General features: G+C 65.8%; 27 protein-coding genes. 12 read left to right on the top strand and 15 right to left on the bottom strand.

Annotation, left to right across the window (positions count from 1 at the left end):
- Positions 1 to 7: 7 nt before the first annotated feature.
- On the bottom strand, positions 8 to 1,480 hold the full coding sequence (xseA, locus tag GVM20_RS08380; protein WP_166546760.1) for an exodeoxyribonuclease VII large subunit: 1,473 nt from the start codon (positions 1,478 to 1,480) through the stop codon (positions 8 to 10).
- On the opposite strand from xseA, the gene purD reads away from it, so the two are divergent.
- From purD to GVM20_RS08360, 4 genes are all read left to right on the top strand, one after another.
- Complete coding sequence (purD, locus tag GVM20_RS08375) at positions 1,479 to 2,753, top strand: phosphoribosylamine--glycine ligase (RefSeq protein ID WP_166546759.1); 1,275 nt, start codon at positions 1,479 to 1,481, stop codon at positions 2,751 to 2,753. The two genes, xseA and purD, sit on opposite strands and share 2 nt — an antisense overlap.
- Positions 2,754 to 2,860: 107 nt before the next feature.
- Complete coding sequence (locus tag GVM20_RS08370) at positions 2,861 to 3,670, top strand: TraB/GumN family protein (RefSeq protein WP_166546758.1); 810 nt, start codon at positions 2,861 to 2,863, stop codon at positions 3,668 to 3,670.
- A 159-nt stretch (positions 3,671 to 3,829) separates the two neighbouring features.
- A complete protein-coding gene (locus tag GVM20_RS08365) occupies positions 3,830 to 4,222 on the top strand; it encodes a cytochrome c family protein (protein WP_166546757.1) in 393 nt (130 codons plus the stop codon).
- Positions 4,223 to 4,299: 77 nt separating this feature from the next.
- Positions 4,300 to 5,121, top strand: coding sequence for a hypothetical protein (locus GVM20_RS08360; RefSeq protein ID WP_166546756.1), 822 nt, complete (start codon positions 4,300 to 4,302; stop codon positions 5,119 to 5,121).
- A gap of 230 nt (positions 5,122 to 5,351) precedes the next feature.
- Here GVM20_RS08360 and GVM20_RS08355 read toward each other — a convergent pair whose 3' ends face one another.
- Positions 5,352 to 6,353, bottom strand: a complete 1,002-nt coding sequence (locus GVM20_RS08355; RefSeq protein ID WP_166546755.1) for an adenosine kinase — start codon at positions 6,351 to 6,353, stop codon at positions 5,352 to 5,354.
- Between the two features lie 131 nt (positions 6,354 to 6,484).
- On the opposite strand from GVM20_RS08355, the gene GVM20_RS08350 reads away from it, so the two are divergent.
- The 3 genes from GVM20_RS08350 to GVM20_RS08340 are packed head-to-tail and all read left to right on the top strand — an operon-like array spanning position 6,485 to position 8,582.
- On the top strand, positions 6,485 to 7,186 hold the full coding sequence (locus GVM20_RS08350; RefSeq protein ID WP_166546754.1) for an EI24 domain-containing protein: 702 nt from the start codon (positions 6,485 to 6,487) through the stop codon (positions 7,184 to 7,186).
- Positions 7,183 to 7,578, top strand: coding sequence for a hypothetical protein (locus tag GVM20_RS08345; RefSeq protein ID WP_166546753.1), 396 nt, complete (start codon positions 7,183 to 7,185; stop codon positions 7,576 to 7,578). The genes GVM20_RS08350 and GVM20_RS08345 overlap by 4 nt, the downstream gene beginning before the upstream one ends.
- A gap of 59 nt (positions 7,579 to 7,637) precedes the next feature.
- Entirely contained in the window at positions 7,638 to 8,582 is a 945-nt protein-coding gene (locus tag GVM20_RS08340) for a hypothetical protein (protein ID WP_166546752.1), read from the top strand.
- Between the two features lie 4 nt (positions 8,583 to 8,586).
- Here the strand turns inward: GVM20_RS08340 and GVM20_RS08335 are convergent, their stop codons facing one another.
- From GVM20_RS08335 to GVM20_RS08275, 13 genes are all read right to left on the bottom strand, one after another.
- Positions 8,587 to 8,982, bottom strand: a complete 396-nt coding sequence (locus GVM20_RS08335; protein WP_166546751.1) for a hypothetical protein — start codon at positions 8,980 to 8,982, stop codon at positions 8,587 to 8,589.
- Positions 8,983 to 9,046: 64 nt separating this feature from the next.
- On the bottom strand, positions 9,047 to 9,412 hold the full coding sequence (locus tag GVM20_RS08330) for a HesB/IscA family protein (protein WP_166546750.1): 366 nt from the start codon (positions 9,410 to 9,412) through the stop codon (positions 9,047 to 9,049).
- The gene (locus GVM20_RS08325) at positions 9,409 to 9,906 is read right to left on the bottom strand and encodes a GNAT family N-acetyltransferase (protein ID WP_166546749.1); all 498 of its coding nucleotides are present in this window, start codon (positions 9,904 to 9,906) and stop codon (positions 9,409 to 9,411) included. Before GVM20_RS08325 ends, GVM20_RS08330 begins: the two co-directional genes overlap by 4 nt.
- Complete coding sequence (locus tag GVM20_RS08320) at positions 9,903 to 10,364, bottom strand: SUF system Fe-S cluster assembly protein (protein ID WP_166546748.1); 462 nt, start codon at positions 10,362 to 10,364, stop codon at positions 9,903 to 9,905. Before GVM20_RS08320 ends, GVM20_RS08325 begins: the two co-directional genes overlap by 4 nt.
- Before the next feature lie 5 nt (positions 10,365 to 10,369).
- Complete coding sequence (locus tag GVM20_RS08315) at positions 10,370 to 11,596, bottom strand: aminotransferase class V-fold PLP-dependent enzyme (protein ID WP_166546747.1); 1,227 nt, start codon at positions 11,594 to 11,596, stop codon at positions 10,370 to 10,372.
- Positions 11,593 to 11,946, bottom strand: coding sequence for a hypothetical protein (locus GVM20_RS08310; protein ID WP_166546746.1), 354 nt, complete (start codon positions 11,944 to 11,946; stop codon positions 11,593 to 11,595). Before GVM20_RS08310 ends, GVM20_RS08315 begins: the two co-directional genes overlap by 4 nt.
- Positions 11,943 to 12,707: a SufD family Fe-S cluster assembly protein gene (locus GVM20_RS08305; protein ID WP_166546745.1), complete on the bottom strand. Its 765-nt coding sequence runs from the start codon at positions 12,705 to 12,707 to the stop codon at positions 11,943 to 11,945. The genes GVM20_RS08310 and GVM20_RS08305 overlap by 4 nt, the downstream gene beginning before the upstream one ends.
- Positions 12,707 to 13,450 carry a Fe-S cluster assembly ATPase SufC gene (gene sufC, locus GVM20_RS08300; RefSeq protein WP_166546744.1) on the bottom strand — a complete coding sequence of 248 codons (744 nt, stop codon included), beginning with the start codon at positions 13,448 to 13,450 and terminating at the stop codon, positions 12,707 to 12,709. Before sufC ends, GVM20_RS08305 begins: the two co-directional genes overlap by 1 nt.
- Positions 13,450 to 13,974: a hypothetical protein gene (locus GVM20_RS08295; RefSeq protein ID WP_166546743.1), complete on the bottom strand. Its 525-nt coding sequence runs from the start codon at positions 13,972 to 13,974 to the stop codon at positions 13,450 to 13,452. Before GVM20_RS08295 ends, sufC begins: the two co-directional genes overlap by 1 nt.
- Positions 13,971 to 14,537 carry an endonuclease domain-containing protein gene (locus GVM20_RS08290; protein ID WP_234031920.1) on the bottom strand — a complete coding sequence of 189 codons (567 nt, stop codon included), beginning with the start codon at positions 14,535 to 14,537 and terminating at the stop codon, positions 13,971 to 13,973. Before GVM20_RS08290 ends, GVM20_RS08295 begins: the two co-directional genes overlap by 4 nt.
- Positions 14,538 to 14,658: 121 nt before the next feature.
- Positions 14,659 to 16,155: a Fe-S cluster assembly protein SufB gene (sufB, locus tag GVM20_RS08285; RefSeq protein ID WP_166546742.1), complete on the bottom strand. Its 1,497-nt coding sequence runs from the start codon at positions 16,153 to 16,155 to the stop codon at positions 14,659 to 14,661.
- Complete coding sequence (locus tag GVM20_RS08280) at positions 16,152 to 16,589, bottom strand: SUF system Fe-S cluster assembly regulator (protein WP_166546741.1); 438 nt, start codon at positions 16,587 to 16,589, stop codon at positions 16,152 to 16,154. The genes sufB and GVM20_RS08280 overlap by 4 nt, the downstream gene beginning before the upstream one ends.
- Before the next feature lie 89 nt (positions 16,590 to 16,678).
- On the bottom strand, positions 16,679 to 17,572 hold the full coding sequence (locus tag GVM20_RS08275; RefSeq protein ID WP_166546740.1) for a helix-turn-helix domain-containing protein: 894 nt from the start codon (positions 17,570 to 17,572) through the stop codon (positions 16,679 to 16,681).
- A gap of 335 nt (positions 17,573 to 17,907) precedes the next feature.
- Here GVM20_RS08275 and GVM20_RS08270 point away from each other — a divergent pair, with 335 nt between their 5' ends.
- From GVM20_RS08270 to GVM20_RS16325, 5 genes are all read left to right on the top strand, one after another.
- A complete protein-coding gene (locus GVM20_RS08270) occupies positions 17,908 to 18,945 on the top strand; it encodes a quinone-dependent dihydroorotate dehydrogenase (RefSeq protein ID WP_166546739.1) in 1,038 nt (345 codons plus the stop codon).
- A 10-nt stretch (positions 18,946 to 18,955) separates the two neighbouring features.
- Positions 18,956 to 20,680, top strand: coding sequence for a gamma-glutamyltransferase (gene ggt / locus GVM20_RS08265; protein ID WP_166546738.1), 1,725 nt, complete (start codon positions 18,956 to 18,958; stop codon positions 20,678 to 20,680).
- A 129-nt stretch (positions 20,681 to 20,809) separates the two neighbouring features.
- The gene (locus GVM20_RS08260; RefSeq protein ID WP_502706189.1) at positions 20,810 to 22,669 is read left to right on the top strand and encodes an AMP-dependent synthetase/ligase; all 1,860 of its coding nucleotides are present in this window, start codon (positions 20,810 to 20,812) and stop codon (positions 22,667 to 22,669) included.
- Between the two features lie 15 nt (positions 22,670 to 22,684).
- Positions 22,685 to 23,167 (top strand): hypothetical protein, encoded by a 483-nt coding sequence (locus tag GVM20_RS08255; RefSeq protein WP_166546737.1) that lies wholly within the window; start codon positions 22,685 to 22,687, stop codon positions 23,165 to 23,167.
- Positions 23,151 to 23,333, top strand: a 183-nt coding sequence (locus GVM20_RS16325; RefSeq protein ID WP_234031919.1) for a hypothetical protein, incomplete at its 3' end; no start/stop codon positions are given. The genes GVM20_RS08255 and GVM20_RS16325, both read left to right, overlap by 17 nt.

Here is a 23,333-nt window from a genome sequence, read left to right as displayed (position 1 = left end):
CGAGCGGCTAACTGAACAAATCATCTTGGGTCGCCGAGCTTGGCGTAGCGCGTTTGCGTGGCGGGGCAGCGGGCGGCGGGGGCGCCGTTGGCGCGTGTCCAGCGGGCACCGCCGCCAGCGTCCCATCCCGAAATTGCAGCGTCAGGGCAGCCTCGCCCGCAGCCTCGGCGCGGGTGGTCAGCGCCTTGCCGCCAGCGTCTCGCACGATCGCATAGCCGCGCTCCAGCGGCTTTTCGGGGTGGAGCTGGCTCATCACCCGGGTGAGCGCGGCGAGCCGGTCCGTGCCTTGGCGCCAGGGCCGCTCGATCAGGGCGGGGCTGAGCCGCGCGCGGTCAAGCCGGCGTTGCGCCTCGGCGGCAGAACGGGACAGCAGGCTGGGAGACAGCCGCGCCGCCACGCCCGCCAGCCGCTCACGCCCCTTGGCGGAACGGTCGCCGAGGGCGCGCCGCAGCCGCTCTGACAGATCGTCGAGCCGCTGGGCTTGCGGTTGCAGCAGGTTTTCGGGCCGCGGCATCATCCGCACCCGCGCCGCGAGCCGCTCGCGCCCCAGCTCCACCGGGCGATAGACCGCGCGCCGCTGACGGGCGGCGAAATCGGCGAGGGTCAGGGCGAGGTCAGCGCGCACCGGCACCGCCATTTCGGCAGCGGCGGTGGGTGTCGGCGCGCGGCGGTCAGCGGCGAAATCGGCGAGGGTTGTGTCGGTTTCATGCCCCACCGCGCTGATCACCGGGATCGAGCATTCGGCGATGGCGCGGACGACCACTTCCTCGTTGAAGCTCCACAGGTCCTCGATCGACCCGCCCCCGCGTGCGACGATCACGACATCGGGGCGCGGCACCGGGCTGCCGGGCTGGAGGGCCGAGAACCCGCGTACGGCGGCAGCCACTTGCTCCGCGGCGCCCTGACCCTGCACCAGCACCGGCCACACCAGCACATGCGAAGGAAAGCGATCCGCCAGGCGGTGGAGAATATCGCGAATCACCGCGCCAGTGGGCGATGTCACCACGCCGATCACCTGCGGCAGATAGGGCAAGGCGCGCTTGCGGCCCGCGTCGAACAAGCCTTCCGCCGCCAGCCGGGCGCGGGTCTTCTCGAGCAGCGCCAGCAGCGCACCTTCACCCGCCAGCTCCAGCGAATCGATCACGATCTGGTACTTGGAGCGCCCGGGATAGGTGGTCAGCTTCCCGGTCGCGATCACTTCCAGCCCGTCCTCGGCGCGGAAGTTCATGCGCGCGGCATTGCCCTTCCACATCACCCCGTCGATGACCGCGCCTTCATCCTTCAGCGCGCAATAGAAATGCCCCGAAGCGGCCCGCTTCACCCCCGACAATTCGCCGCGCAGCCGCACAAAGCCGAAGCGATCCTCGACTGTGCGCTTCAGCAACGCGGATATTTCGCTGATGGTGAGGGGCTGCGCATTGTCCCCCTGCGGCGTGCGCGCTACCAGCCCGGCATCATCACTTGTCGGCGGAGGGGCCATGAATATCCTGCTTCTGGGTTCGGGAGGCCGCGAACATGCGCTGGCATGGAAGCTGGCGCAATCCCCGAGCCTCACAAAGCTCTACGCCGCCCCCGGAAATCCCGGCATTGCCGAGGAGGCGGAATGCGTCGCCCTGGACGTGACCGACCACGCTGCGGTAATCGCGTTTGGCGCTGACAAGGCCATCGACCTCGTGGTCGTCGGCCCCGAAGCGCCCTTGGTGGACGGGCTGTCGGATTCGCTGCGGGCGGCAGGCGTGCCGGTGTTCGGCCCCTCGCAGGCTGCCGCACAATTGGAAGGCTCCAAGGGCTTCACCAAGGACCTGTGCGCCCGCGCGGGGATCCCGACGGCGGGTTACGTGCGCACCGCCAGCCTCGAAGCGGCCCGCGCCGCGCTCGCCCGGTTCCAGCCGCCCTATGTGCTCAAGGCCGATGGGCTGGCGGCGGGCAAGGGCGTGGTGATCGCCGAGACCCTGCCCGAGGCGGAAGCCGCGCTCGCCGATATGTTCGGCGGCGGGTTCGGTGCGGCGGGCGCGGAAGTCGTGATCGAGGAATTCATGGAGGGAGAAGAAGCGAGCTTCTTCGCGCTCACCGATGGCACCGCGATTGTCCCCTTCGGCAGCGCGCAGGATCACAAGCGGGTGGGCGACGGCGATGTGGGGCCGAACACCGGCGGCATGGGTGCCTATTCCCCCGCCCCGGTGCTGACACCGGAATTGCAGGCCCGCGTCATGGCCGAGATTATCGAGCCCACCGTGCGCACCATGCGCGCAGACGGGAACCCCTATTCCGGGGTGCTCTTCGCAGGCCTGATGCTGACGTCCGAAGGCCCCAAGCTGATCGAATACAACGCCCGCTTCGGCGATCCCGAATGCCAGGTGCTGATGATGCGTCTGGAGAGTGATCTGGCGGGGATCATGCTCGCCTGCGCCAAAGGTGAGCTGGCCGGCGTGGCGGTGCAACTGCGCCCCGAAACCGCGCTGACCGTCGTGATGGCGGCCAAGGGCTACCCCGGCACGCCGGAAAAAGGCGGGCGGATTGATCTTTCGGGCGTGACGTTGGGCGGGACAAAGGTGTTCCACGCAGGCACCGCGCTGAAGGATGGCGCGCTGGTGGCGAACGGAGGCCGGGTGCTCAACGTCACCGCCATGGCGCGGAACGTGACTGAGGCGCAGGCACAGGCCTACGCAGCCGTTGACCAGATCGACTTCCCCACCGGCTTCTGCCGCCGCGACATCGGTTGGCGGGAAGTGGCGCGGGAGGCGTCAGCATAGCGGCAGCTTTGCAAAGTGTTCGGAAAAACGCTGCGGTTCGGCAATCGACCTCGGAGTGGACGATCTTAGAAGATGATGAACTGATAAATCTGCTTTAAGAATCTCGGATGCCGATGTTGTATCTTTCTGCGTTCGCTCTCTTTGCGGCTGTCCCCGTGGCGCCGATGGAGTGTCAGCAAATTCCGAATTGGGAACGGGTGGTCGGGAAACAACCACGCTGGATCGTTATCGGCGAAGTGCATGGCTCGAACGAGATTCCAGAAGCGTTCGTCAATGCCGTTTGCCTGACATCCCGATTGAACCCCGTGGTGGTCGCATTGGAGCAACCGACCTCCGACCAGCCCGCGATCGACGCATTCATGCAATCCGATGGCGGGTTGGCCGCTCAAGGCGCGTTCTTAAAAGCGCAGATGTGGCATTTCGACATGAAGGACGGGCGCTCGAGCGAGGCGTACTTTCAATTGTTCGAGAGCTTGCGGCGCATGTTCGCCGCCGGGCTTATCGCAAAGGTCGTTGCCTTTCAGCCTTCCACTTTCAAGACCCAGCCAACTCCGGCTGAATACGAGCAGGCCATGGCCGATCTCTTGATAGCGGCCGCACAACCCGACACAACCGTGATGGTCTTGGTCGGAAACGTCCATGCGATGCGCACCGATGTGCCTTGGCAACCGACTTATACACCGATGGCAGGCCGATTGCCGCGCGAACAAACAGTTAGCCTGAATGCCTCCGCGCAGGGCGGTGCGGCGTGGAACTGTCATGGAGCTGACAGCTGCGGACCGCATGCGTTGCCCGATCCCACACCGAACCATCAGGTCTTCGGCGTCGAAATGCACGCCGAAGACGCTATGTATTCCGGCACACTGCATCTTGGGGGGCCGACGACCGCGTCGACGCCTAAATCTGCGGTCGAGTAGGTTTGCCCCTAATCGTCCGCTTCTCACCCATTCCCAGTCATTTGCTTTGCCGACACGTATCCCCGAAAGCGGTCATTGCATTGGTTCCCTGTCGGAAGGCTCGCGACAAATTTGACCACGATCAAGGACAGGATGACGGAAAGGGTGCATGGTGCCGCCATGACCCAGCACCCCCTTCGCGCGATCGCTCTTCTTGCAACACCGCTGCTGGCGCTCGCCGCCTGCCAGACGCCGGGGTCGGAGAACCCGCCGCCGATGGTGGGCAAATCGACTTCGCGTTCGGCCGATACGCGGGCGCCAGCCTTTGTCGAGGCCGCTTGCGGGGGGTGCCATGCGGTCGAGCCGCCGTTCCTTTCGCCCAACCCCGCCTCGCCCAGCTTTGCGTCAATCGCGAACCGGCCGGGGCTGTCCGAGAGATCGCTCGCCGATTGGCTGGCCGAGGCGCACAATTACCCCGAGGATATGGATTTCACCCTCACCCGCGCGCAAATCGACCAGATTGCGGCCTATATGGTGACACTGCGCCAGGCGGGTTACGTGCCGGACGAATAGGCGGCAGCGGTTGGTTTTGGCGCGCGCCCGCAAACATGTTACACGGTGCGCGGTTGCAATCGGGAAGGGGGATCTCGATGCCGTATCGCTACGCGCCTTACTTTGTGGGTTTCGTGCTGCTGGTCATCATGACCGGCTTCTGGGCGAGCTATTTCGCCGCGCAGCGCGCGGTGCCGCTGGCGTTCCATGTCCATGCGATCTCGTCGATGATGTGGCTCACGCTGCTGATCGTCCAGCAAGTCGCGGTGCAACGCCGCGCGATGGAGTTGCACCGCATCCTCGGCAAGGCCAGCTTCGTGCTGTTCCCGTTCATGATTTTCGGCTTCATGATGATCATCAACCGCGCTGCGCAGCGCTTCGCGGTGCGCGAGGACGCGGAGATTGCCGCGCTCGGCCCGGCCTTCGGGGTGGGCATGGGGATTGCGATTGCGGCTTATTTGACGCTGTTCTTCCTTGCGCTGAAGCACCGCCGCAATGTGAAGCTTCACGCGGGCTATATGCTGGCGACCCCGCTGATCCTGTTCGAAAGCCCGTTTAGCCGGGTGATGGGCAACTTCCTTCCCTGGATGAACGTGATTGGCAGCGATTATCCCCACGCGATCCTTGATACCATCGCGATCAGCGACACACTGGTGGCCGTTTTCGCGCTGGTGCTGTGGGCGAGGAACCGCAAGCACGGCGCGCCGTGGCTGGTGGCGGCGGGGTTCACCGCGTTGCAGGGCGTGGTGATGTGGTTTGCGCCCTTCGTGCCCGCGATCACTGCTGGCTTTGCAGCCTATGCCGCGCTTCCCCATGCGCTGACGCTTGCGCTGGGCATTGCGGCGGGCGGTGCGGTGGCGTGGCTCGGCTGGGAGGCGGGAAAAATCCCGGCCCGGCCTCGTGCGGCGGCGGCGGGCTGATGGGCTTGCTTTCCTACAACGGCCTCACCGGATTATGACACGCAAAGGGCGCCCTTGCGGGCCCGCGCTCTTTGCCATCGTCAGCCAGCCTTCCACCCGGGTGCGCAATTCAAGGCTCTGATCCCCGTGTCCGTCCGCGGAGCGAACGGAGAGTAAGCGTATCAAATCGCTTATGAATATGCCGTATTGGGAAGTTGACAGGGTGTAACCTTTGTCACCTTCCCAACAGCCTACAACCGCTCTGCCATCAGCGCCTGCATGTCGGCTTCCGGACGCGGGCCGTAATGGGCGATGACTTCCGAAGCGCAGATCGCGCCACGCTTGAGGCACTGCGCCAGCGGCTCGCCCTTGGCATAGCCTGACAGGAACCCGGCGGCGAACTGGTCACCCGCGCCGGTCGTGTCGATCACCTTGGCGACGGGCTCGGCCGCGACTTCGGCGCGTTCGCCGTGGGCGACGGCAACCGCGCCCTTTTCGCTGCGCGTGGCGACCAGCACCGGCACCTTGCCCGCGACGGCGGCGAGGCCTGCCTCGAAGTCATCCTCGCCCGTCAGGGTCGCGAGCTCGCTTTCATTGACGAACAGGATGTCGATCACGCCCTCTTCGATCATGGCACGGAAATCATCGCCGTGGCGCGCGATCACGAAGCTTTCCGACGCGGTGAAGGCGATCTTGCGGCCCGCCTCGCGCGCAACCTCGATCGCGCGGCGCATGGCGCGGCGGGGCTCTTCCGGGTCCCACAGATAGCCTTCGAGATACAGGATCGCGCCGCTGGCGATCAGCTCCTCGTCGAGCGCGGCAGCGGGGAGAAACTGCCCCGCGCCGAGGAAGGTGTTCATCGTCCGCTCGCCATCAGGCGTCACGAAGATGAGCACGCGGCCCGTCGCCGGCTCGCCGTCCCGCGCCGGGGTGTCGAAATCGATGCCGGTGGCGCGCATGTCATGGCGGAACACCTTGCCCAGCTGATCGTCGGCGACCTGGCCGATGAAGGCGCATTGCAGGCCCAATGTGGCGAGGCCCGCCAGCGTGTTCGCCGCCGATCCGCCCGAGAGCTCGCGTGCGGGGGGCATGGCTTCGTAAAGCTCGTCGGCCCGCGCTTCGTCGATCAGGGTCATGCCGCCGCGGTTCAGTTGCAGCTCGTCAATCAGCTCTTCCGTGCAGGAGGCGATCACGTCGACCACGGCATTGCCGATGGCGATTACGTCATAACGAGGGTCGGTGTTGGCGGGCACAGAGGGTTCCTTGGGCTTGCTTGGTTGGCTTTCGCGCCGCCTAGCCCCCTTCTGCCCACAGGCCAAGCCATCTGTGTGCGGCGCAGCATACTCGCGTTGACTTCGCCGCGCGGGCATACCATCGCAGCGGCATGTCAGCCGTCCCCGCCGCGATTGTGAAAGCCTTTGGGCAGCTGGGCGACCGCGCGGTCGTCGCGGTGCTGGTCAAGAGCATCGTGATCACGCTGGTGCTGTTTGCCGGTCTGGGGGTGGGGCTCTATTTCGGGCTGGTCGAGGCGGGGCAGCGGTACGGTGTCAATGAGGGCTGGGCGGGCCTTGCCGCGGTGCTGCTGGTGCCGATTGCGATGTGGCTCCTGTTCCGAGTGGTGGCGCTGGTGGTGCTGCAATTCTTCGCAGACGAAATCGTCGTCGCGGTCGAGGCACGGCACTATCCGGCGCTGGCAGAGCGCGCACAGCCCTTGCCGCTGACGCGCGAGGTGGCGGTGGCGACGCGGGGCCTGCTGCGGGCGCTGGGCTACAACCTGCTCGCCCTGCCGCTGGCCGCGGTGCTGCTGTTCACCGCAATCGGCCCGGCGGTGGTGTTTCTGGCGGTCAATGCCGTGCTGCTCGGGCGCGAGTTCACCGACATGGCGTGGCTGCGACATCACAAGGCCGCGGGCGGAGGAGACGAGGCGGCCAATCCTTCGCCTTGGGCCGAGCGGGCGCTGCTGGGCGCGGCGATTGCGGGGATGATGCTGGTGCCGTTCCTGAACTTCGTCGCTCCGGTGATCGGTGCGGCAGCGGGAACGCATCTGGTGCTGCGGCGGCTTGAAGCCGGAGCGGCAGCGCGATGAAGAGCGCTGCGCTATCACTCGCGGCGCTTGCGCTGCTGCTGGGGGGCTGCGCCGGGTCGAGCAAGCCTGCACCGGCCCGCCCGACCGCTGCGGCTCAGCCGCGCAGCACAGTGGTGCGCGTGCCGGAGGTGATGGCGCCCAAGGGTCTTGAGGGCGTGATTGGCGCCTCGCCCGAAGCGCTGCTCAAGCGGTTCGGCACCCCGCGTATCGATCTGGTCGAAGGCGACGCGCGCAAGCTCCAGTTCGCAGGCGCGAAGTGCGTGCTCGACATCTTCATCTACCCCGTTTCCGCCGTTGCCCAGCCGACCGCCACCCATGTCGAGGCGCGGCTGCGCCAGGGCGGGGCTCCGGCGGATCCCGGGGCCTGCATCCGCGAGGTCGAGAGGCGGTAACGCCGTCTTAAGCCTGTTCGTGCCATGCTCCGCGCGATTTTCAGGGGATAGACCGCCGCATGACCACCCAATTCATCGCCGTCGCGCAGGCCGCTGTCGCGGACGGACGCATCACCGCCGAAGAACTGCTCAGCCTGCGCCGCGAAGGCTGGGGTGACGGCATCATCACCCGCGCCGAGGCCGAAGCGCTGTTTGCGGTCAACAATGCCCTCAACGAGCGCACGCCCGAATGGTGCGACTTCTTCGTCGAAGCGATCGGCGAATTCGTCCTCAACGGCACTCCGCCGCGTCTGCAATGCTCGCTCGAGGAAGCTGAATGGCTGATCGGTCAGATCGATCATGACGGCGTTGTCGAAAGCATGGTCGAGCTGGAAGCCATCGTCCGCATTCTTGAGCGGGCCGAGAATACGCCGGACCGGCTCAAGAACTATGTGCTTGATCTGGTCGAGCGCGAGGTGCTGACCGGCACCGGCCCAACCCGCTGCGGGGGTGCGCTGGCCGCGACCCACATCAGCGCCGCGGAATGCCGCATCATCCGCCGCGTGATCTTCGCCAGCGGCGGCCACGGCCCGGCGGCGGTGACGCGTTGGGATGCCGAGCTGCTGTTCCGCCTGAAGGACGCCACCTTGGCAGAGGAAAACGCCGCCGAGTGGGACGATCTGTTCATCGACGGCGTCGCGAACTTCCTCAAGGGCTTCGTCCTGCCGAATGCGCAAGTCAGCCATGAACGCAAGCGCGAACTGGAAGCCTTCGTCGCCGACAGCTCGGTCAACGTGGGTCGATTCATGGGCCGCGTCGCGCGTGAAGCGCCGCAAGTGATGAACCACTTTGGCCGGGTGTTTGGGAAAAAGCAGGCGGCGGGCACGGACTTCGAGGCCCTGGCCGCAGCGGGCGAAGTCGTCACCGATTATGAGAGCGAATGGCTCGAAAAGATGGTCGCTGCCGATGGCGAAGTCGACGAGCTCGAAAGCCGGTTGATCGCGCGGCTGGCAGCGGAAGTTTGAGCGCCTAGCTATCGAACTCCAGCGGGGCGGCAGCGCCGCCTTGCTTGGGCGTTGGCCCGTTTGGCGGGACAGCGGGAACGGGAACGCCGCTCTCGGGCGGCTTGCGGCGACCGGTGCCTCGCTTCGCTTCCAGCGCTTTGCGCAAATAGGCGATTTCGGCCCTGAGGAACACGCGCTCTTCGACGTCAGCGGTGAATTCGAGCACGGCTTCGAGTGATTCGATTTCCAACTCAAGCCTCAGTGCCAGATCGACTCGCGGACGCCCCTCCCTGTTTTTGCGTGACTGCCCGACGATGCGCTCGGCCTCGATTGCACGAGCAGCGATTTCGCGCCGCCGTGTCCCGGCGCCGCGCATCAGCGCTTCAAAGCTCTCTTGCCGCGATCGAATTCTGTCAGCCATGGCGGTGCCTTAGCACACCAACACAGCAATTGCGAATCAGGCGCCGGTTGTGGGCGACCGCGCCTCAGACCATGAAACTCTCGCCGCAGCCACAGGCGCCCTTGGCGTTGGGGTTTTCGAACACGAAACCGGCGGTGAAGTCGTCCTCGCGCCAGTCCATCACGCTGCCGATCAGGTAGAGCACGCTCGCCCCGTCGATGTAGAACACGCCGCCGGGGGTGACGATCTTCTCGTCGAACTTCGCCTCTGACGTGACGTAATCGACCGAATAGGCGAGGCCCGAGCAGCCCCGGCGCGGGGTCGAGAGTTTCACGCCGATCGCATCCTCGGGGGCCTTGCTCATCAAGTCGGCGATCCGCGCTTCGGCGGAGGGCGTGAGGATGACGGCCGCCTTGGGCGCGGGAAGGGTGGTTGTGGTGGTCTCGGTCATGTCAGCCTCTTCTGCCAGAACAATGCGTGCCCTGACGCAGGATCGAGCTGGTAATCGCCATAGCCTTGCGCCGCGTAGAGCGCCTTGGCCGGGTGGTTGCCGCTCAGCACTTCCAATGTGACCTTGCAGGCGCCGCGCTTCAAGGCCTCGGCCTCGATGGCGGCCAGCAAAGCCTTGCCGATGCCGGTGCCGCGATGGCCCGGAAGGACAGCGAAATCGTGGATATTGACCAGCGGCGCGGCGGCGAAGGTGGAATAGCCCATAAAGCAATTGGCAAGGCCGACGGCTTCACCGTCGATCCGCGCCAGCATCGAAAAGGCGTGCGAATTCGCCGCCAGATCGCCCGTCAGCCGCGCCTTGACCTCTTCACGCAGCGGCGCGCCTCCGCCCATCGGATCGCGCGCATAGGCATCGAGCAACGCGACCACGTCTGCCGCATCGCGCGGATCGGCGTAATCGGCCAGATCAATCGTCAGGGCAGGTGCGAGCGTCACAGCATCCCCAGTTCGAGCCGGGCCTCATCGCTCATCTTGTGCGGGCCCCAGGCGGGTTCCCATACCAGCACCACTTCAGCGTCGCGGATCCCCGGCACGGAGGACACGCGCAGCTCGATCTCACCCGGCATGCTTTCGGCGACCGGACAATGCGGCGTCGTCAGCGTCATGGTGACGGTGGCGTCGCGGTTGTCGTCCACCTCGACGCCATAGATCAGGCCGAGGTCATAGATATTGACCGGGATTTCCGGATCGAAAATCTCGCGCAGGGCGGCGATCACGTCAGCCTGAAGGTCGCTGCCCTCACCGCCGACAGCCGTGCCGGTCTTGGCGGCGAGAAAGCCTTCGAGATAGTCGCGATTGCGTGGGGTCTCAGGTGCTGCGTCAGTATCGACGGCGTCTGCGACACGGGCGCGAGGCGGCTTGGTCATGTCCGGCTGATCGGTTGAGCTGTCCATCGCTCTCATCCTTTTCCAAAAATCTTACGGGTGCGGGCAATCCCGGCCATCAGCGCGTCAATGTCGGCCTCGGTGGAGTAGAGCCCGAAGCTGGCGCGTGCGGTGGCGGGAACGCCGAGATAGTCCATCAAGGGCTGGGCGCAGTGGTGCCCGGCGCGGATCGCGACATCCGCCTCGTCAAGGATCGTGCCGAGATCGTGCGGGTGGATATCGTCGATGGTGAAGCTGACGATCCCGGCGCTGTCGGCGGGGCCGAACAGGGTGACATCGTTCATCGCGCCCAGTTCGCGCCGGAGACGAGCGACCAGCGCCTGCTCGTTGGCGTGAATGTGACCCAGCCCGATACTCTCGACGTAATCGACCGCCGCGCCAAAGGTGATCGCTTCGGTGATAGCGGGCGTCCCGGCCTCGAACCGCTGCGGGCCGGAGGCGTAGGTGGTGCGTTCGAAGGTCACACGGTCGATCATCGCCCCGCCGCCTTCCCACGGGGGCATCTCGGCGAGCAGCTCGGCCCTCGCCCACAGCGCGCCGATCCCGGTCGGGCCGTAGAGCTTGTGGGCGGAGAAGACATAGAAATCACACGCCAATGATGTGACATCTACCTGCATATGAGGCGCCGACTGGCACCCATCGAGCAGCAGCATCGCACCAACTTTGTGCGCCAGCGCAGCGGCGCGCGGAGCGTCGAGCACGCTCCCGAGCACGTTGGAGACATGGCCGAAGGCGACCAGCTTGTGCGCTTCGGTCAGCATCGCTTCGGCGGCGTCCAAGTCGATCTGATGGTCGGCGGTCAGCGGACAGACATCGATCACGGCGCCTGTTTGCTGCGCGATCATCTGCCACGGCACGATGTTCGAATGATGCTCCAGTTGCGAGAGCAGGATGCGGTCACCCGGCTTCAGGTTCGCCCGGCCCCAGGTGTTGGCGACCAGATTGATCGCCTCGGTCGCGCCGCGGGTGAAGACAAGCTCCTCTTCGCGCCCGCCGATGAAGCTGGCGACCTTGCGCCGCGCAGCCTCGTAAGCGAGCGTCATCTCGGCCGAGCGGGCATAGACCCCGCGGTGGACCGTGGCGTAATCCTCACCCAGCGCGCGCGCCATCGCGTCGATCACGGCGCGCGGTTTCTGCGCGGTGGCGGCGGTGTCGAGGTAGTGCCACGGCTTGCCCTCGGCCGTGACGAGACCGGGGAATTCCGCACGCAGGTCGCGCTGGATGGTAGCGGGGGCGTTCATCGCTGCGCCTCGTAATGTTCGCGGATCAGCCGGTCGACGAAGTAGAGCGCTTCGGACCGCAGGGCCTGACGCTTGGTAATCGTGCCGTGCGAGACTTCGGCGTAGAGCGCGACGGCTTCCGGAGAGTCCGCGGCGGTGTTGAGTTCTGTTTCGCACATGTCGGCGATCTGGAGCGCCCAGTCCCAGCGTTCGCCGTCAAGCGGGGCGGGTGAATTGTCGCCCAGCCGCGCCGCGATCCCGGCGCGCAGACAGGCGTGGGCTGCATCCAATGCGGCATTGGGCTGCGGCACGGTGCCGATGACGGCGGGCGTCTGAGCCAGCATGATTGCGAGGGCGGGGATCACGCTCACAGCTGTGCCCCCTCCAGCGCACTGAGTGCCGCGTCGAGCAGTGTCTCGCGCTCCGCCTCGTCGTCCAGTGACACGAAGGCATCGCCGATGAAGGCCTGCACCAGCAGGCGCTGCGCGGTGGCCGGATCGACCCCGCGCGCCATCATGTAGAACCGCGCTGCCTCGTCGAGTTCGCCCACGGTCGCACCGTGCGCGCATTTCACATCGTCGGCGAAGATTTCGAGCTGCGGGACAGCGTTGGCACTCGCACCCGCTTCGAGCAGCAAGGCCTTGAAGTCCTGCGCCGCGTCAGTCTTCTGCGCGTGTCTTGCGACCTTGATCTCGCCGAGGAAATTGCCGGTGCCAGTGCCCCAGTGGACCGCGCGGACGGTCTGGTTGCTGGTCGCCTCCGGCTCTGCGTGAATGACCTGCGTTACGAATTCGCGGGTGGCCGCGCCGCCGCCGATGGTGACGCCGCCAAATTCGAAATGCGCGCCCTGGGCGAGGCGGACTTCCAACTCGACCCGGGTGTAATCATCGCCGCGATTGGTGACGAAGAACGCCGCCTTTGCGCCTTCCCCCAGGCTGACACGGAAGCGATGCAGTTCGGGCGCATCGCTGCCGACGATCATGCAGCGGGTCACGCTCTCGCCAGCGGCGACGGTGATCGTCTGCCACTGGTCAAGCGCCACCACGCCCAGCCGCGCTACCGCGTCCATATCGGCATAGCGCCACGCTTCGTCGCGGCGGGTGGGGAGGGTCAGGGTCGCGGCCTCAGCCATCACGCCATCACCGAATCATAACCCTCGGCCTCAAGCCGCAGGGCGAGTTCCGGCCCGCCGGTCTCGACGATCCGGCCGCCTGCAAGGATGCTGACCTTGTCGGGGCGCACCACGTCGAGCAGGCGCTGGTAATGGGTGATCAGCAGCACCGCCTTGTCAGGCGAGCGCATGATTGCATTGATCCCCGCGCCGACGATCCGCAGCGCATCGATATCGAGGCCCGAGTCCGTCTCGTCCAGCACCGCGAAGGCCGGGTCGAGGATGCCCATCTGCACCATCTCGGCGCGCTTCTTCTCGCCGCCGGAGAAGCCGACATTCACCTGCCGCTTGAGCATCTCCATGTCCATCTTGAGCAGCCCGGCCTTGTCCTTGGCCAGCTTCAGGAACTCGCCGCCGGTCAAGGGTGCTTCGTCTCGGCTCCGGCGCTGGGCGTTGAGGGCCTCGCGCAGGAATTGGACGTTGGAGACGCCGGGGATTTCGACCGGGTACTGAAAGCCGAGGAACAGGCCAGCCGCCGCGCGTTCATGCGGTTCCAGCGCGAACAGATCCTGCCCGCGGAACATCACGCTTCCGCCCGTCACCTCGTAACCCGGCTTGCCGCCCAGCACATTCGCCAGCGTCGATTTGCCTGCGCCGTTGGGGCCCATGATTGCGTGGATCTCGCCCGCGGGCACGTCCAGCGTCAGGCCCTTGAGGATCGGCTTATCGCCTACCGAGGCGTGCAGATCGGTGATGGTCAGCATTACTGTGAATCCTTGTCTTCGTTGGTCGCACCGGGCGCGGTGGCATCGGTGCGGGCCTTGACCACGCTGGCATCGCGCAGTTCGATCACCAGACCCTTGGGCCGTCCTGCTTCATAGGCTTCGCTCGCCGCAGCAGCCCCGGCCATGCGCGAGGCAAATTGCTGGTCGAGATCGCGCCCGCGCGCGACGTGGATCTTGCCGATATTGTCGAACAGGGTGTTCACCTGTTCCGCGCTCAAGGTGGTTTTGGCCCCGGCAAGATCGGCGTTCGACTTGGCGATGGCGGCGGCTTTCGTCTCCGCGCAGCGGGTGACGTCAAGCGCGTGCTGCCGCTCGAAATCGGCGGTGCCCGCGATGCGGCGGTTGGCGACGGTGAGGCAGCGGCGGTAATCGGCCACATAGGGCTGGATCAGACGCGGATATTCTACCGACCAGGTTTCGGGATTGTCGTTCTTGATCGCGACAACCGCTTCGCCCGCGGATTGCAGCGCGAGGAGCGGGGCAAAGAGGGTAGCAAGGATCAAGTGCGGCTCCGGGGCTTGGCGTTGCGGGTGGGTGCTGCGTCCCTGTCGCCGGGGGGCGGTTTGGGGCGCGAATAGGTCTGCTTCGGATTGGCCGCCTTGTGCGCGCGGGCGGCGGCTTTGCGTTCCTCGATCCGGTCGCGCATCACCTGGGTGAGCTGTTTCAGCACGGCGTCGATGTCGGCGAGGATATCGCTGGCCGCGATCCGCATCACCTTGATGCCGACGCTTTCGAGGCTCTTGTCGCGGCGCTTGGCAAGGGCATCGTTCTGCCCCTCCTCGTCAATCGCGAGCGCGAGGCCGAGGTTGTGGCAGTTGAAATCGACAATCGCCGAGCCGACGACGGCGAACCGCTTGAAGGTGTAGCGGCCGAGATCGGCCTTGGCGAACTTCTCCGCCAGCGCCTTGTGCGCCTCGGACGAATGCCGCCGCAACTCACGGGCCTGTTCGTGCAGGGCGTCGAGCCGCTTGTCCGAAATCTCCCACCCGCGGCCCTTCTTCTTGAGCGCGGGGGCTTCGGCGGTGGCAGCCTCAGGGTTGAGGGCGAGGGTTTTGCGGGTGGTCATTTGGTTGTTCTACTCTCGTCATCCCGGCGCAGGCCGGGACCTAGGGACGCCGGGCACAGCACTTTTCCGCTCTGGGCCCCAGCTTTCGCTGGGGTGACGGTTGTGGTGGTCGCGGCGCGGATCATCCGACCGAACCCTCAAGCGAAATCGCCAGCAGCTTCTGCGCCTCGACCGCAAACTCCATCGGCAGCTCTTTCAGCACGTCCTTGGCAAAGCCGTTGACGATCAGCGCCACGGCTTCCTCTTCGCCGAGGCCGCGCTGCATCGCGTAGAACAGCTGTTCGTCGCTGATCTTGGAGGTGGTCGCCTCGTGCTCGATCTGCGCGCTCGGGTTCTTCACCTCGATATAGGGCACTGTGTGCGCGCCGCATTGATCGCCGAGCAGCAGGCTGTCGCACTGGGTGAAGTTGCGCACGCCGCTGGCCGTCGGCCCGACGCGGACGAGGCCGCGATAGGTGTTCGACGACTTGCCCGCCGAAATCCCCTTGGAGATGATCGTCGAGCGGCTGTTCTTGCCGTTGTGGATCATCTTGGTGCCGGTGTCGGCCTGCTGGTAATTGTTGGTGACCGCGACCGAGTAGAACTCGCCCACGCTATCCTCGCCATTCAGCACACACGAAGGATATTTCCACGTCACCGCCGAGCCGGTTTCGACCTGCGTCCACGAGACCTTGGAACGGTCCCCCTGACACAGCGCGCGCTTGGTGACGAAGTTGTAGATGCCGCCCTTGCCTTCGGCATTGCCGGGGTACCAGTTCTGCACGGTCGAATACTTGATCTCGGCATCGTCCATCGCCACCAGTTCCACCACGGCGGCGTGGAGCTGGTTCTCGTCGCGCATCGGCGCGGTGCAGCCTTCGAGGTAGCTGACATAGGCGCCCTTGTCGGCGATGATCAGGGTGCGTTCGAACTGGCCGGTGTTTTCGGCATTGATGCGGAAATAGGTGCTGAGCTCCATCGGGCAGCGCACGCCTTCAGGCACATAGACGAATGTGCCGTCGGAGAAGACCGCGCAATTGAGCGCCGCGAAGTAGTTGTCGCGCACCGGCACGACCTTGCCGAGCCACTTCTTCACCAGATCGGGATATTCGCGGATCGCCTCGGAGATCGATAGGAAGATCACGCCCGCGCGCAACAATTCCTCACGGAAGCTGGTGGCGACGCTGACGCTGTCAAACACCGCGTCGACCGCGACCTTCTTCGCGCCCTTCACCCCGGCGAGCACTTCCTGCTCGCCCAGCGGGATGCCGAGCTTGTCGTAGATGCGCTTGATCTCGGGATCGAGCTCGTCAAGCGAATCCAGTTCGATCTTCTTCTTGGGCGCGGCGTAGTAATAGGCGTCCTGATAGTCGATCTTGGGATAGCCGACCTTCGCCCAATCGGGCTCTTCCATGGTCTGCCACAGGCGGAAGGCCTTCAGCCGCCAGTCGAGCATCCATTCGGGCTCGTTCTTCTTGGCGCTGATGAAGCGGACCGTGTCTTCGGTCAGGCCCTTTTCGGCAAATTCGGTCTCGATGTCGGACGACCAGCCATGCTCGTAATCGGCGACCTTGGCGGCGGCCTCGCGGGCTTCGATATCGGTTTCGGGCTTGTCCTGAAGGTCGATACGGTCGCTCATGACAGGGTTTCCTCGATAATGGGGGTCGGTGCTGCGACCGGTCCGCGCAGTTGGGCAAGGGTAATCCCCGCCAGCGCCCCGCGCAGCGCGTTATTGATGATCGGCCAATGCGGCTTCATGTTGCACGCGGCCTCGAAATCGCAGGGCGTGTGATCGACGCAGGCGGTGAGCGCGATGCGGCCTTCGATCGCTTCGACAATATCGGCGACCGTGATCGCCGCTGCCGGCCGCCCGAGCTGCAAACCGCCATGCGCGCCGCGAACGGAGCGGAGCAGGCCTGCTGCGGTCAGCTTCGACACCAGCTTCTGCACTGTCGGCACCGGCAGGCCCGTCTCCGCCGCCAGTTCAGCCGCGCTTACCCGGCCGTTGCCGCAATGCAGAGCGGCCTGGCACATCGTGATGACGGCGTAATCGGCAAGGTTGGACAGGCGCATTTGCGAGCGGTTCTCAATTCGGACGGAATCAGTCCGAATTGGAATTAGGAGCATTTTGCTCGCATTACAACCGCCAATGCGGCCCGCGCTCAGACGTCGAGTTCGCGCAGATTCCGGCCGTCGATCATTGCGGCAAGATAGGGCGTGCTCGCGTCGGTGAGCCGCGCCGGTGTGCGGCCGACGAAATGCGCGATCTCGCGGATCATGTGCGGTTGATCGAAGAAGGCTTCGGAAATCGCCGCTTCGTCCTCCATCGACAATTGCGGGGCTGACAGCAGCGCCGCAGCGCGCAAGGCGCGATATTTGCGGGCCAAGGCACGCGGGGGCAGGCCGAAATAGCGTTCGACGAGCCGCTGCACCTGCCGATCCGAATAGCCCGCGACCCCGGCCAGCTCGCTGACTTCGGGATTGAACGAGGCGCTCAGCCACCGGCCGGTCGCTGCGACCAGTTCGAGATGGCGCGGATTGATCGGTTTGATGTTGCGTTCGATGAAGTCGCCGACCGCCAGGGCGCAGTCCCGCCCGCTCATTGTGCCCTGACGATAGGCGGCGATCAGCCGCTCCCCCAAGGCATCGATCTCCGGGCCGAGCACGCTGGCGGCCGGTAGCAGCCGGTCACGGCATTGCCCGGCGTGAAGCCCGGTCAGCGCCGCCCAGCCCACCGGCGTCAGCGCCGCGCCAAAGGCATGGAACGGCCCTTCGACCACGATCGGCGTGGCGCGTGACAGCGGCGTCATCAGGCCGACTGTGTGATTGGGATCGCGGTGCCCCTGGGCAAACAGCATCTCGCCCGTGCCATGCGGAAACAGGCACAGATTGCCAATCGCAGCTGGCTGGATGTCGCGGATCACCGGCTCGTCGCAGCGGAAGTGGTAGAGCGTGGTGACGAAGGGCGCGATGGCCGCGGGCGGCGGGATGTAATCGACGGCAATCAGGGCCGCAGAGGTAAGCCGTTGCTCCCCTCCCGGCAGGCCACGTGTCATTGCGGAAGAGGCAAGGGGCGCGTCCATGATGTCAACGGAACACCTGATGCCACATTTCTTTCCCCATCAAAACAGGACAAAAAAAGGCGGCGCTCCATCAGGAACGCCGCCTATGTGAGTTGAGGAACTCTTTGCATTGCTGCTCCGAGCCCTTCGGGTCGCAAGACCGGCATAACCTGCGAATTCGCCGCGGGATTGTATGCAAGCGACACGAAATCGCCCCAAATCAACGGGAAACGGCACCAAAATCTAACACAGGTTAAAATCATGCGGGGTGGTCCGGAATCAGGCCGATTTGCTCGACATGCTCGGCGTGCTGACATAGGCGCCAAGCCATGCTGTTCCGCCTGATCAAGCCCGCCCTTTTCGTTCTCGATTCGGAAACCGGACACCGCCTGGCGATCCGTTCCCTCGCCGCATTGCCGCGCCGCGCGCCGGCGGCGGCAGGCGGGCCCTTGGCGGTGGAGGTGGCGGGGTTGACCTTCACCAATCCGGTCGGCGTGGCGGCGGGCTTTGACAAGGATGCCGAGGTGCCCGACGCATTGCTGGGGCTCGGCTTCGGCTTCACCGAGGTCGGCTCGATCACCCCGCTGCCGCAAGCGGGCAATCCCAGGCCGCGCCTGTTCCGGCTGGTCGAGGATGAGGCCGTGATCAACCGGATGGGGTTCAACAATGGCGGGGCCGAAGCGGCGCTGACGCGACTGCGCGCACGGGCCGGGCGGCCGGGAATCGTGGCGGTCAACATCGGAGCGAATAAGGACTCTGCCGACCGCATCGCCGATTACGCAATCATGGCGAGGCTGATGGCCCCGGTTGCCAGCTATCTGTGCGTCAATATCTCCAGCCCCAACACCCCGGGCCTGCGCGCGCTTCAGGACGAAAGCGCGCTCACTGGCCTGCTCGACGCGGTGATCGCCGCGCGGGACGAGACGGGCAGCACCGCCCCGATCTTCCTCAAGGTCGCCCCCGATCTCGAACCGGCCGACATTGACGCCATCGCCCGCATCGCGATCGACAAGCGGCTGGGCGCGCTGGTGGTATCGAACACCACGATTTCGCGGCCCGCGCTGCGATCGCATCATGCGGGTGAGACGGGCGGGCTGTCGGGCGCGCCGCTGCGCAGTCTGGCGACCCAGCGCCTGCGCGATTTTCGCAAGGCGACCGGGGCGGCGATCCCGCTGGTCGGTGTCGGCGGCATCGCCACCGCTGAACACGCATGGGAGCGCATCCGGGCGGGGGCTTCGCTGGTGCAGCTTTATTCGGCGATGGTCTATGAAGGCCCCGGTCTTGGTGCCCAGATTGTGCGCGGACTGGAGCGGCTGATGCGGCGCGACGGGTTCGCCAGCATTGCGGAAGCGGTGGGAAGCGAATAGCACCGCCGCGATGCGTATCTTTCCGTCCCTGATCGCCCCGCTGGCGCTGGCCCTTGCGGGCTGTGCCACCACCCAGACCATCCCTCTTGAGGGGGTAGAAAACCTTCGCTTCAACGGAAGTGGCGCAGTCAGCAGCGCTGACCCGCGTGCGACCGCGGCGGGCGAGACGATCCTTGCGCAGGGCGGATCGGCCACGGACGCCGCGATTGCGGTGATGCTGGCGCTGACCGTAGTCGAGCCGCAAAGCTCCGGCATCGGCGGGGGCGGCTTCATGGTGCGGGCGGATGGTCAGGATGGCTCGCTGGTGACCTACGACGGGCGCGAAACCGCGCCTGCCGCCGCCACCCCTAACCGTTTCCTTGACGAGAGCGGCAAGGTGCTTCCGCGCGAACCCCGCGTCTTCTCCGGCCTCAGCGTCGGGGTGCCGGGCAATGTCGCACTCGCCGCGAAGGCCCATGCCGAGCATGGCAAGCTGCCCTGGGCCAAGCTGTTCGCGCCCGCCATCGCGCTCGCCGAAGACGGTTTCGTGATGAACCGCCGCCTCTACGAATCGCTGAACGGCAACAAGGGCCGGGCCGACAAGAGCGCTGCCGCAAAAGCCGTGTTCTTCGGCGCGGATGGCAACCCGCTGCCGCTCGGCTCCACGATCCGGGTGCCGGAACTGGCTGCCACCTTCCGGGCGCTTGCCGCAGAAGGCCCGCAGGCGATGTATGGCAGCACGTCCGCTACGGCGCTGGCCGCTTATGTCGCGGGCGAAACGCCGCAGGATGGCCGGATGACCGCCGCCGATGTCACCGGCTACACCTCCAAGGAACGTGCCCCCGTTTGCGCCCGCTACCGCGTTTACCGGGTGTGCGGGATGGGGCCGCCGTCTTCGGGTGGCATTGCCGTTGCGCAGATGCTCGGCCAGCTCGAACGCTTCGATCTCGCCGCGCTCGGCCCCGATAGTCCGCAATTCTGGCACCTGTTCATCGAGAGCCAGCGCCTCGCCTATGCCGATCGCGAGCTCTATTCGGGCGATGCCGATTTCGTCGACGTGCCGGTCACGGGGCTGGTGGATGCGGGCTACCTCGCCTCCCGGTCAGGTCTGATTTCGCCCGAGGCAAGGATTGCCAAGCCCCAGGCCGGTGTGCCCCCCGGCGCGCCGCTCGCGCGCGGCGACGGGCCGGAGGAGCCGGAGAACGGCACCACGCACTTTGCGGTGGTGGACGCGGCGGGCAATGCGGTCAGCTACACCTCGACCATCGAAGGCGCTTTCGGGTCGGGACTGCACTGGCGCGGGTTCTACCTCAACAATGAGCTGACCGATTTCACCCTCACCCCCGAGGCCGACGGCAAGCCGGTCGCCAACCGGGTCGAAGGCGGCAAGCGCCCGCGTTCGTCGATGGCACCGACCATCGTCTATGACGCGAACGGCAAGGTGGTGCTGGTGATCGGCGCGGCCGGTGGTCCGACGATCCCCGTGACCGTTGCCCGCGCGATCATCGGCGTGCTCGACTTCAAGCTCGGCGCGCAGGACGCGCTCGCCCTGCCCTTCGCCATGTCCTTCGGCGATATGCTGTTGATCGAGGAAGGCACCACCCTTGCTGCCATGAAGGAGCAGCTGATCGCGCTGGGTCACACCAGCATCCGGCTGGGCCCGGCGCCGATCAAGGCCAATGCGCTCGGCCTGCGCGCAGACGGCACGTGGGAAGCGGCGACCGAGCCACGCCTCGTCAGCGTCGTCACGCCCTGAGTGCGCGGCTGGGGGAGACACCATCCCCATGCTTGCCGCTACGGATTTGACCTTCTAGTCTGTGCACCACACGCGGGTCGCACCTGAACCTGCGAAGGATAAACTCGAAGGGATCAGGAGCCTTTGCCAGTGCATTCCCCCACCATTCCTCACGCCGGCCGCGCGGTCGCCAATCCGGCAGACCACCAGCTATTGCAGGACATTGATAACGCGCAGAACCTTGTGGAACTGTTCCTCAAGCGCGCGGACGAAAAGGGCGATGCCCCGTTCCTCGGCCACAAGACCGGCGGGCAATGGGTGACGCAGAGCTGGCGTTCGGCGGCGGAGCACGTCTGCCTGCTGGCCGAGGCGCTGCGCGCCATGGGGCTGGAAGATGGCGACCGGGTGGCGCTCGTCTCCGAAAACCGTCCCGAGTGGTGCATCGCCGATCTCGCGATCATGGCGGCGGGCTGCATCACCGTGCCGACCTACACCACTAACACCCGCCGCGATCACGCGCACATCCTCGACAATTCAGGCGCGCGGGCGGTGTTTGTCTCGACCGAGAAGCTGCTCGCCCCTCTGGTCGGCGCGATCGGGCAGACCGGGCTGGTCGAGCATGTCATCGGCATTGACGATCTCAAGCGCCAGCAATCGGGCAGCTTCGAATATCACGCCTGGGCCGGGCTGATCACCGGCGACGCGGCCGCCGCGCGCGCGGCGGTGGACGATCGTATCAGCCGCATCGAGAGGTCGGAAACCGCCTGCCTGATCTACACCAGCGGCACCGGCGGCGCGCCGCGCGGGGTGATGCAGCACCACGGCGCGATCCTGTGCAACGTGGCAGGCGCAGCCGAAGTGCTGATCGAGGACTTCGGCATCACGGACGAACGCTTCCTGTCGTTCCTCCCCCTCTCCCACGCCTATGAGCATTCCGGCGGGCAATATCTGCCCATCGGGGTCGGCGCGGAAATCTTCTATTCGGAAGGGCTGGAAAAGCTCGCCTCGAATATCGAGGAAACCCGCCCGACGATCATGGTCGTCGTCCCGCGCCTGTTCGAAGTGCTGCGCACCCGCATCATGAAGCAGATCGAAAAGCAGGGCAAAGTCGCCAACTTCATGATGGATAGCGCGCTCAAGATCGCCGAGCATTCCAAGGAGGGCAAGAAGCGGTTGCGTGACCGGCCGCTCGATTTCCTCGTCGAAAAGACGCTGCGCCCCAAGATCCGCCAGAAGTTCGGCGGACGGATCAAGGCGATGGTCTCGGGCGGCGCGCCGCTCAACCCGGAAGTCGGCAATTTCTTCGATGCGATGGGGCTGACCATGCTGCAAGGCTACGGCCAGACCGAGGCCGGGCCGGTGATCAGCTGCAACCGCCCCAAGGTCGGGCTCAAGATGGACACCGTCGGCCCGCCGCTGCGCGGGGTCGAGGTGAAGATCGCCGAGGATGGCGAAATCCTCGTGCGCGGCGAGCTGGTGATGCACGGCTATTGGCGCAACGACGCGGAAACCGCGCGGACGCTTCAGGACGGCTGGCTCCACACCGGCGACATCGGCCACTTCGACAACAAGGGCCGGATCAAGATCACTGACCGCAAGAAGGACATGATCGTCAACGACAAGGGCGACAATATCGCCCCGCAGAAGGTCGAAGGGATGCTGACGCTCCAGCCTGAAATCGCGCAGGCGATGGTGAGCGGGGACAAGCGGCCTTACGTGGTCGGGCTGATCGTGCCTGATGCCGAATGGGCATTGGAGTGGGCGCGCGCCAATGACGAGAAGTTCGACATGAAGGCGCTGCAAGAACTCCCCGCCTTCAAGAACGCGGTGCGCGCGGCGGTGGACCGCACCAATGCCGACCTGTCGGTGATCGAAAAGGTCCGCCAGTTCGCCTTCGCTGACGAGGCGTTCTCGATCGAGAACGAGGAAATGACTCCGAGCATGAAAATCCGCCGCCACAAGATCCGCGAGCGGTATCAGGAGCGGATTGACGGGCTGTATCGGGGGTAGGGACAGCGGGCCGTGATGCTCGGCGCTGTCCTTGCCGCGGCCCTGTCCGCGCAGCAGGCGGCGCCGTGCCCGGTGACCTTGCCCAACGGCACCGCGGTGCGCGGCGGTTTCGCGCCGTCGCGCGACTTGCCCGACTTCACCATCCGCAACCGCGAGACGAGCCATGTGCTGGTCAAGCTCGAACGGGCGGGCGGCGGCGGCGAGGATCACGTCTATTTCATCGCCCCGAGCGGCGAGATGACGATCCGCGGCGTGCCGCTCGGCAGCTTTACCGTCAGTGTCGCGGTGGCGGGCCGATTCGCGCCGGACTGCCGCTCGCTCGCGGCGGCCGATGTGATCTACCGCTTCGAGGAACCCTTCGTCTTCACGCGAGAGGAAACCGCCAACCCCGACGGATCGCGCGATGTCCGGATGGAAGGGCACTGGATCGAACTTGGCAATGCGGGGCGCGATAATGCGGGTGGGGTACCGATCACGGTCGATGCGTTCAACGGCTAGCGATGCTGGCCGGATGACGCATGGCGGCGGCACCGCGGGCCGGATAGGACGGCGGCTGAAGAAGCGAGGAGACGGCGGCATGAAGGTCTGGACGGCGGCACTGGCCGCCACGCTCGCGCTCGGCGGCGCTTTCCTTGCGCCTGCATCAGCGCAAACCCCCGCCCCA

The sequence above is a fragment of the Porphyrobacter sp. SLTP genome (assembly GCF_009905735.1).
In the GTDB taxonomy this organism is placed as follows: domain Bacteria; phylum Pseudomonadota; class Alphaproteobacteria; order Sphingomonadales; family Sphingomonadaceae; genus Erythrobacter.
The sequence above is the reverse complement of the archived record's forward strand: the minus strand, read 5'-3'. Positions and strand labels throughout refer to the sequence as shown.

Excerpts from the sequence above, each read along its gene's own strand:
- purD (WP_166546759.1), top strand. The coding sequence starts at position 1,479 with ATGAATATCCTGCTTCTGGGTTCGGGAGGCCGCGAACATGCGCTGGCA.
- xseA (WP_166546760.1), bottom strand. The coding sequence starts at position 1,480 with ATGGCCCCTCCGCCGACAAGTGATGATGCCGGGCTGGTAGCGCGCACG.
- GVM20_RS08370 (WP_166546758.1), top strand. The coding sequence starts at position 2,861 with ATGCCGATGTTGTATCTTTCTGCGTTCGCTCTCTTTGCGGCTGTCCCC.
- GVM20_RS08365 (WP_166546757.1), top strand. The coding sequence starts at position 3,830 with ATGACCCAGCACCCCCTTCGCGCGATCGCTCTTCTTGCAACACCGCTG.
- GVM20_RS08360 (WP_166546756.1), top strand. The coding sequence starts at position 4,300 with ATGCCGTATCGCTACGCGCCTTACTTTGTGGGTTTCGTGCTGCTGGTC.
- GVM20_RS08350 (WP_166546754.1), top strand. The coding sequence starts at position 6,485 with ATGTCAGCCGTCCCCGCCGCGATTGTGAAAGCCTTTGGGCAGCTGGGC.
- GVM20_RS08345 (WP_166546753.1), top strand. The coding sequence starts at position 7,183 with ATGAAGAGCGCTGCGCTATCACTCGCGGCGCTTGCGCTGCTGCTGGGG.
- GVM20_RS08340 (WP_166546752.1), top strand. The coding sequence starts at position 7,638 with ATGACCACCCAATTCATCGCCGTCGCGCAGGCCGCTGTCGCGGACGGA.
- GVM20_RS08335 (WP_166546751.1), bottom strand. The coding sequence starts at position 8,982 with ATGGCTGACAGAATTCGATCGCGGCAAGAGAGCTTTGAAGCGCTGATG.
- GVM20_RS08330 (WP_166546750.1), bottom strand. The coding sequence starts at position 9,412 with ATGACCGAGACCACCACAACCACCCTTCCCGCGCCCAAGGCGGCCGTC.
- GVM20_RS08320 (WP_166546748.1), bottom strand. The coding sequence starts at position 10,364 with ATGGACAGCTCAACCGATCAGCCGGACATGACCAAGCCGCCTCGCGCC.
- GVM20_RS08315 (WP_166546747.1), bottom strand. The coding sequence starts at position 11,596 with ATGAACGCCCCCGCTACCATCCAGCGCGACCTGCGTGCGGAATTCCCC.
- GVM20_RS08305 (WP_166546745.1), bottom strand. The coding sequence starts at position 12,707 with ATGGCTGAGGCCGCGACCCTGACCCTCCCCACCCGCCGCGACGAAGCG.
- sufC (WP_166546744.1), bottom strand. The coding sequence starts at position 13,450 with ATGCTGACCATCACCGATCTGCACGCCTCGGTAGGCGATAAGCCGATC.
- GVM20_RS08290 (WP_234031920.1), bottom strand. The coding sequence starts at position 14,537 with ATGACCACCCGCAAAACCCTCGCCCTCAACCCTGAGGCTGCCACCGCC.
- sufB (WP_166546742.1), bottom strand. The coding sequence starts at position 16,155 with ATGAGCGACCGTATCGACCTTCAGGACAAGCCCGAAACCGATATCGAA.
- GVM20_RS08280 (WP_166546741.1), bottom strand. The coding sequence starts at position 16,589 with ATGCGCCTGTCCAACCTTGCCGATTACGCCGTCATCACGATGTGCCAG.
- GVM20_RS08275 (WP_166546740.1), bottom strand. The coding sequence starts at position 17,572 with ATGACACGTGGCCTGCCGGGAGGGGAGCAACGGCTTACCTCTGCGGCC.
- GVM20_RS08270 (WP_166546739.1), top strand. The coding sequence starts at position 17,908 with ATGCTGTTCCGCCTGATCAAGCCCGCCCTTTTCGTTCTCGATTCGGAA.
- ggt (WP_166546738.1), top strand. The coding sequence starts at position 18,956 with ATGCGTATCTTTCCGTCCCTGATCGCCCCGCTGGCGCTGGCCCTTGCG.
- GVM20_RS08255 (WP_166546737.1), top strand. The coding sequence starts at position 22,685 with ATGCTCGGCGCTGTCCTTGCCGCGGCCCTGTCCGCGCAGCAGGCGGCG.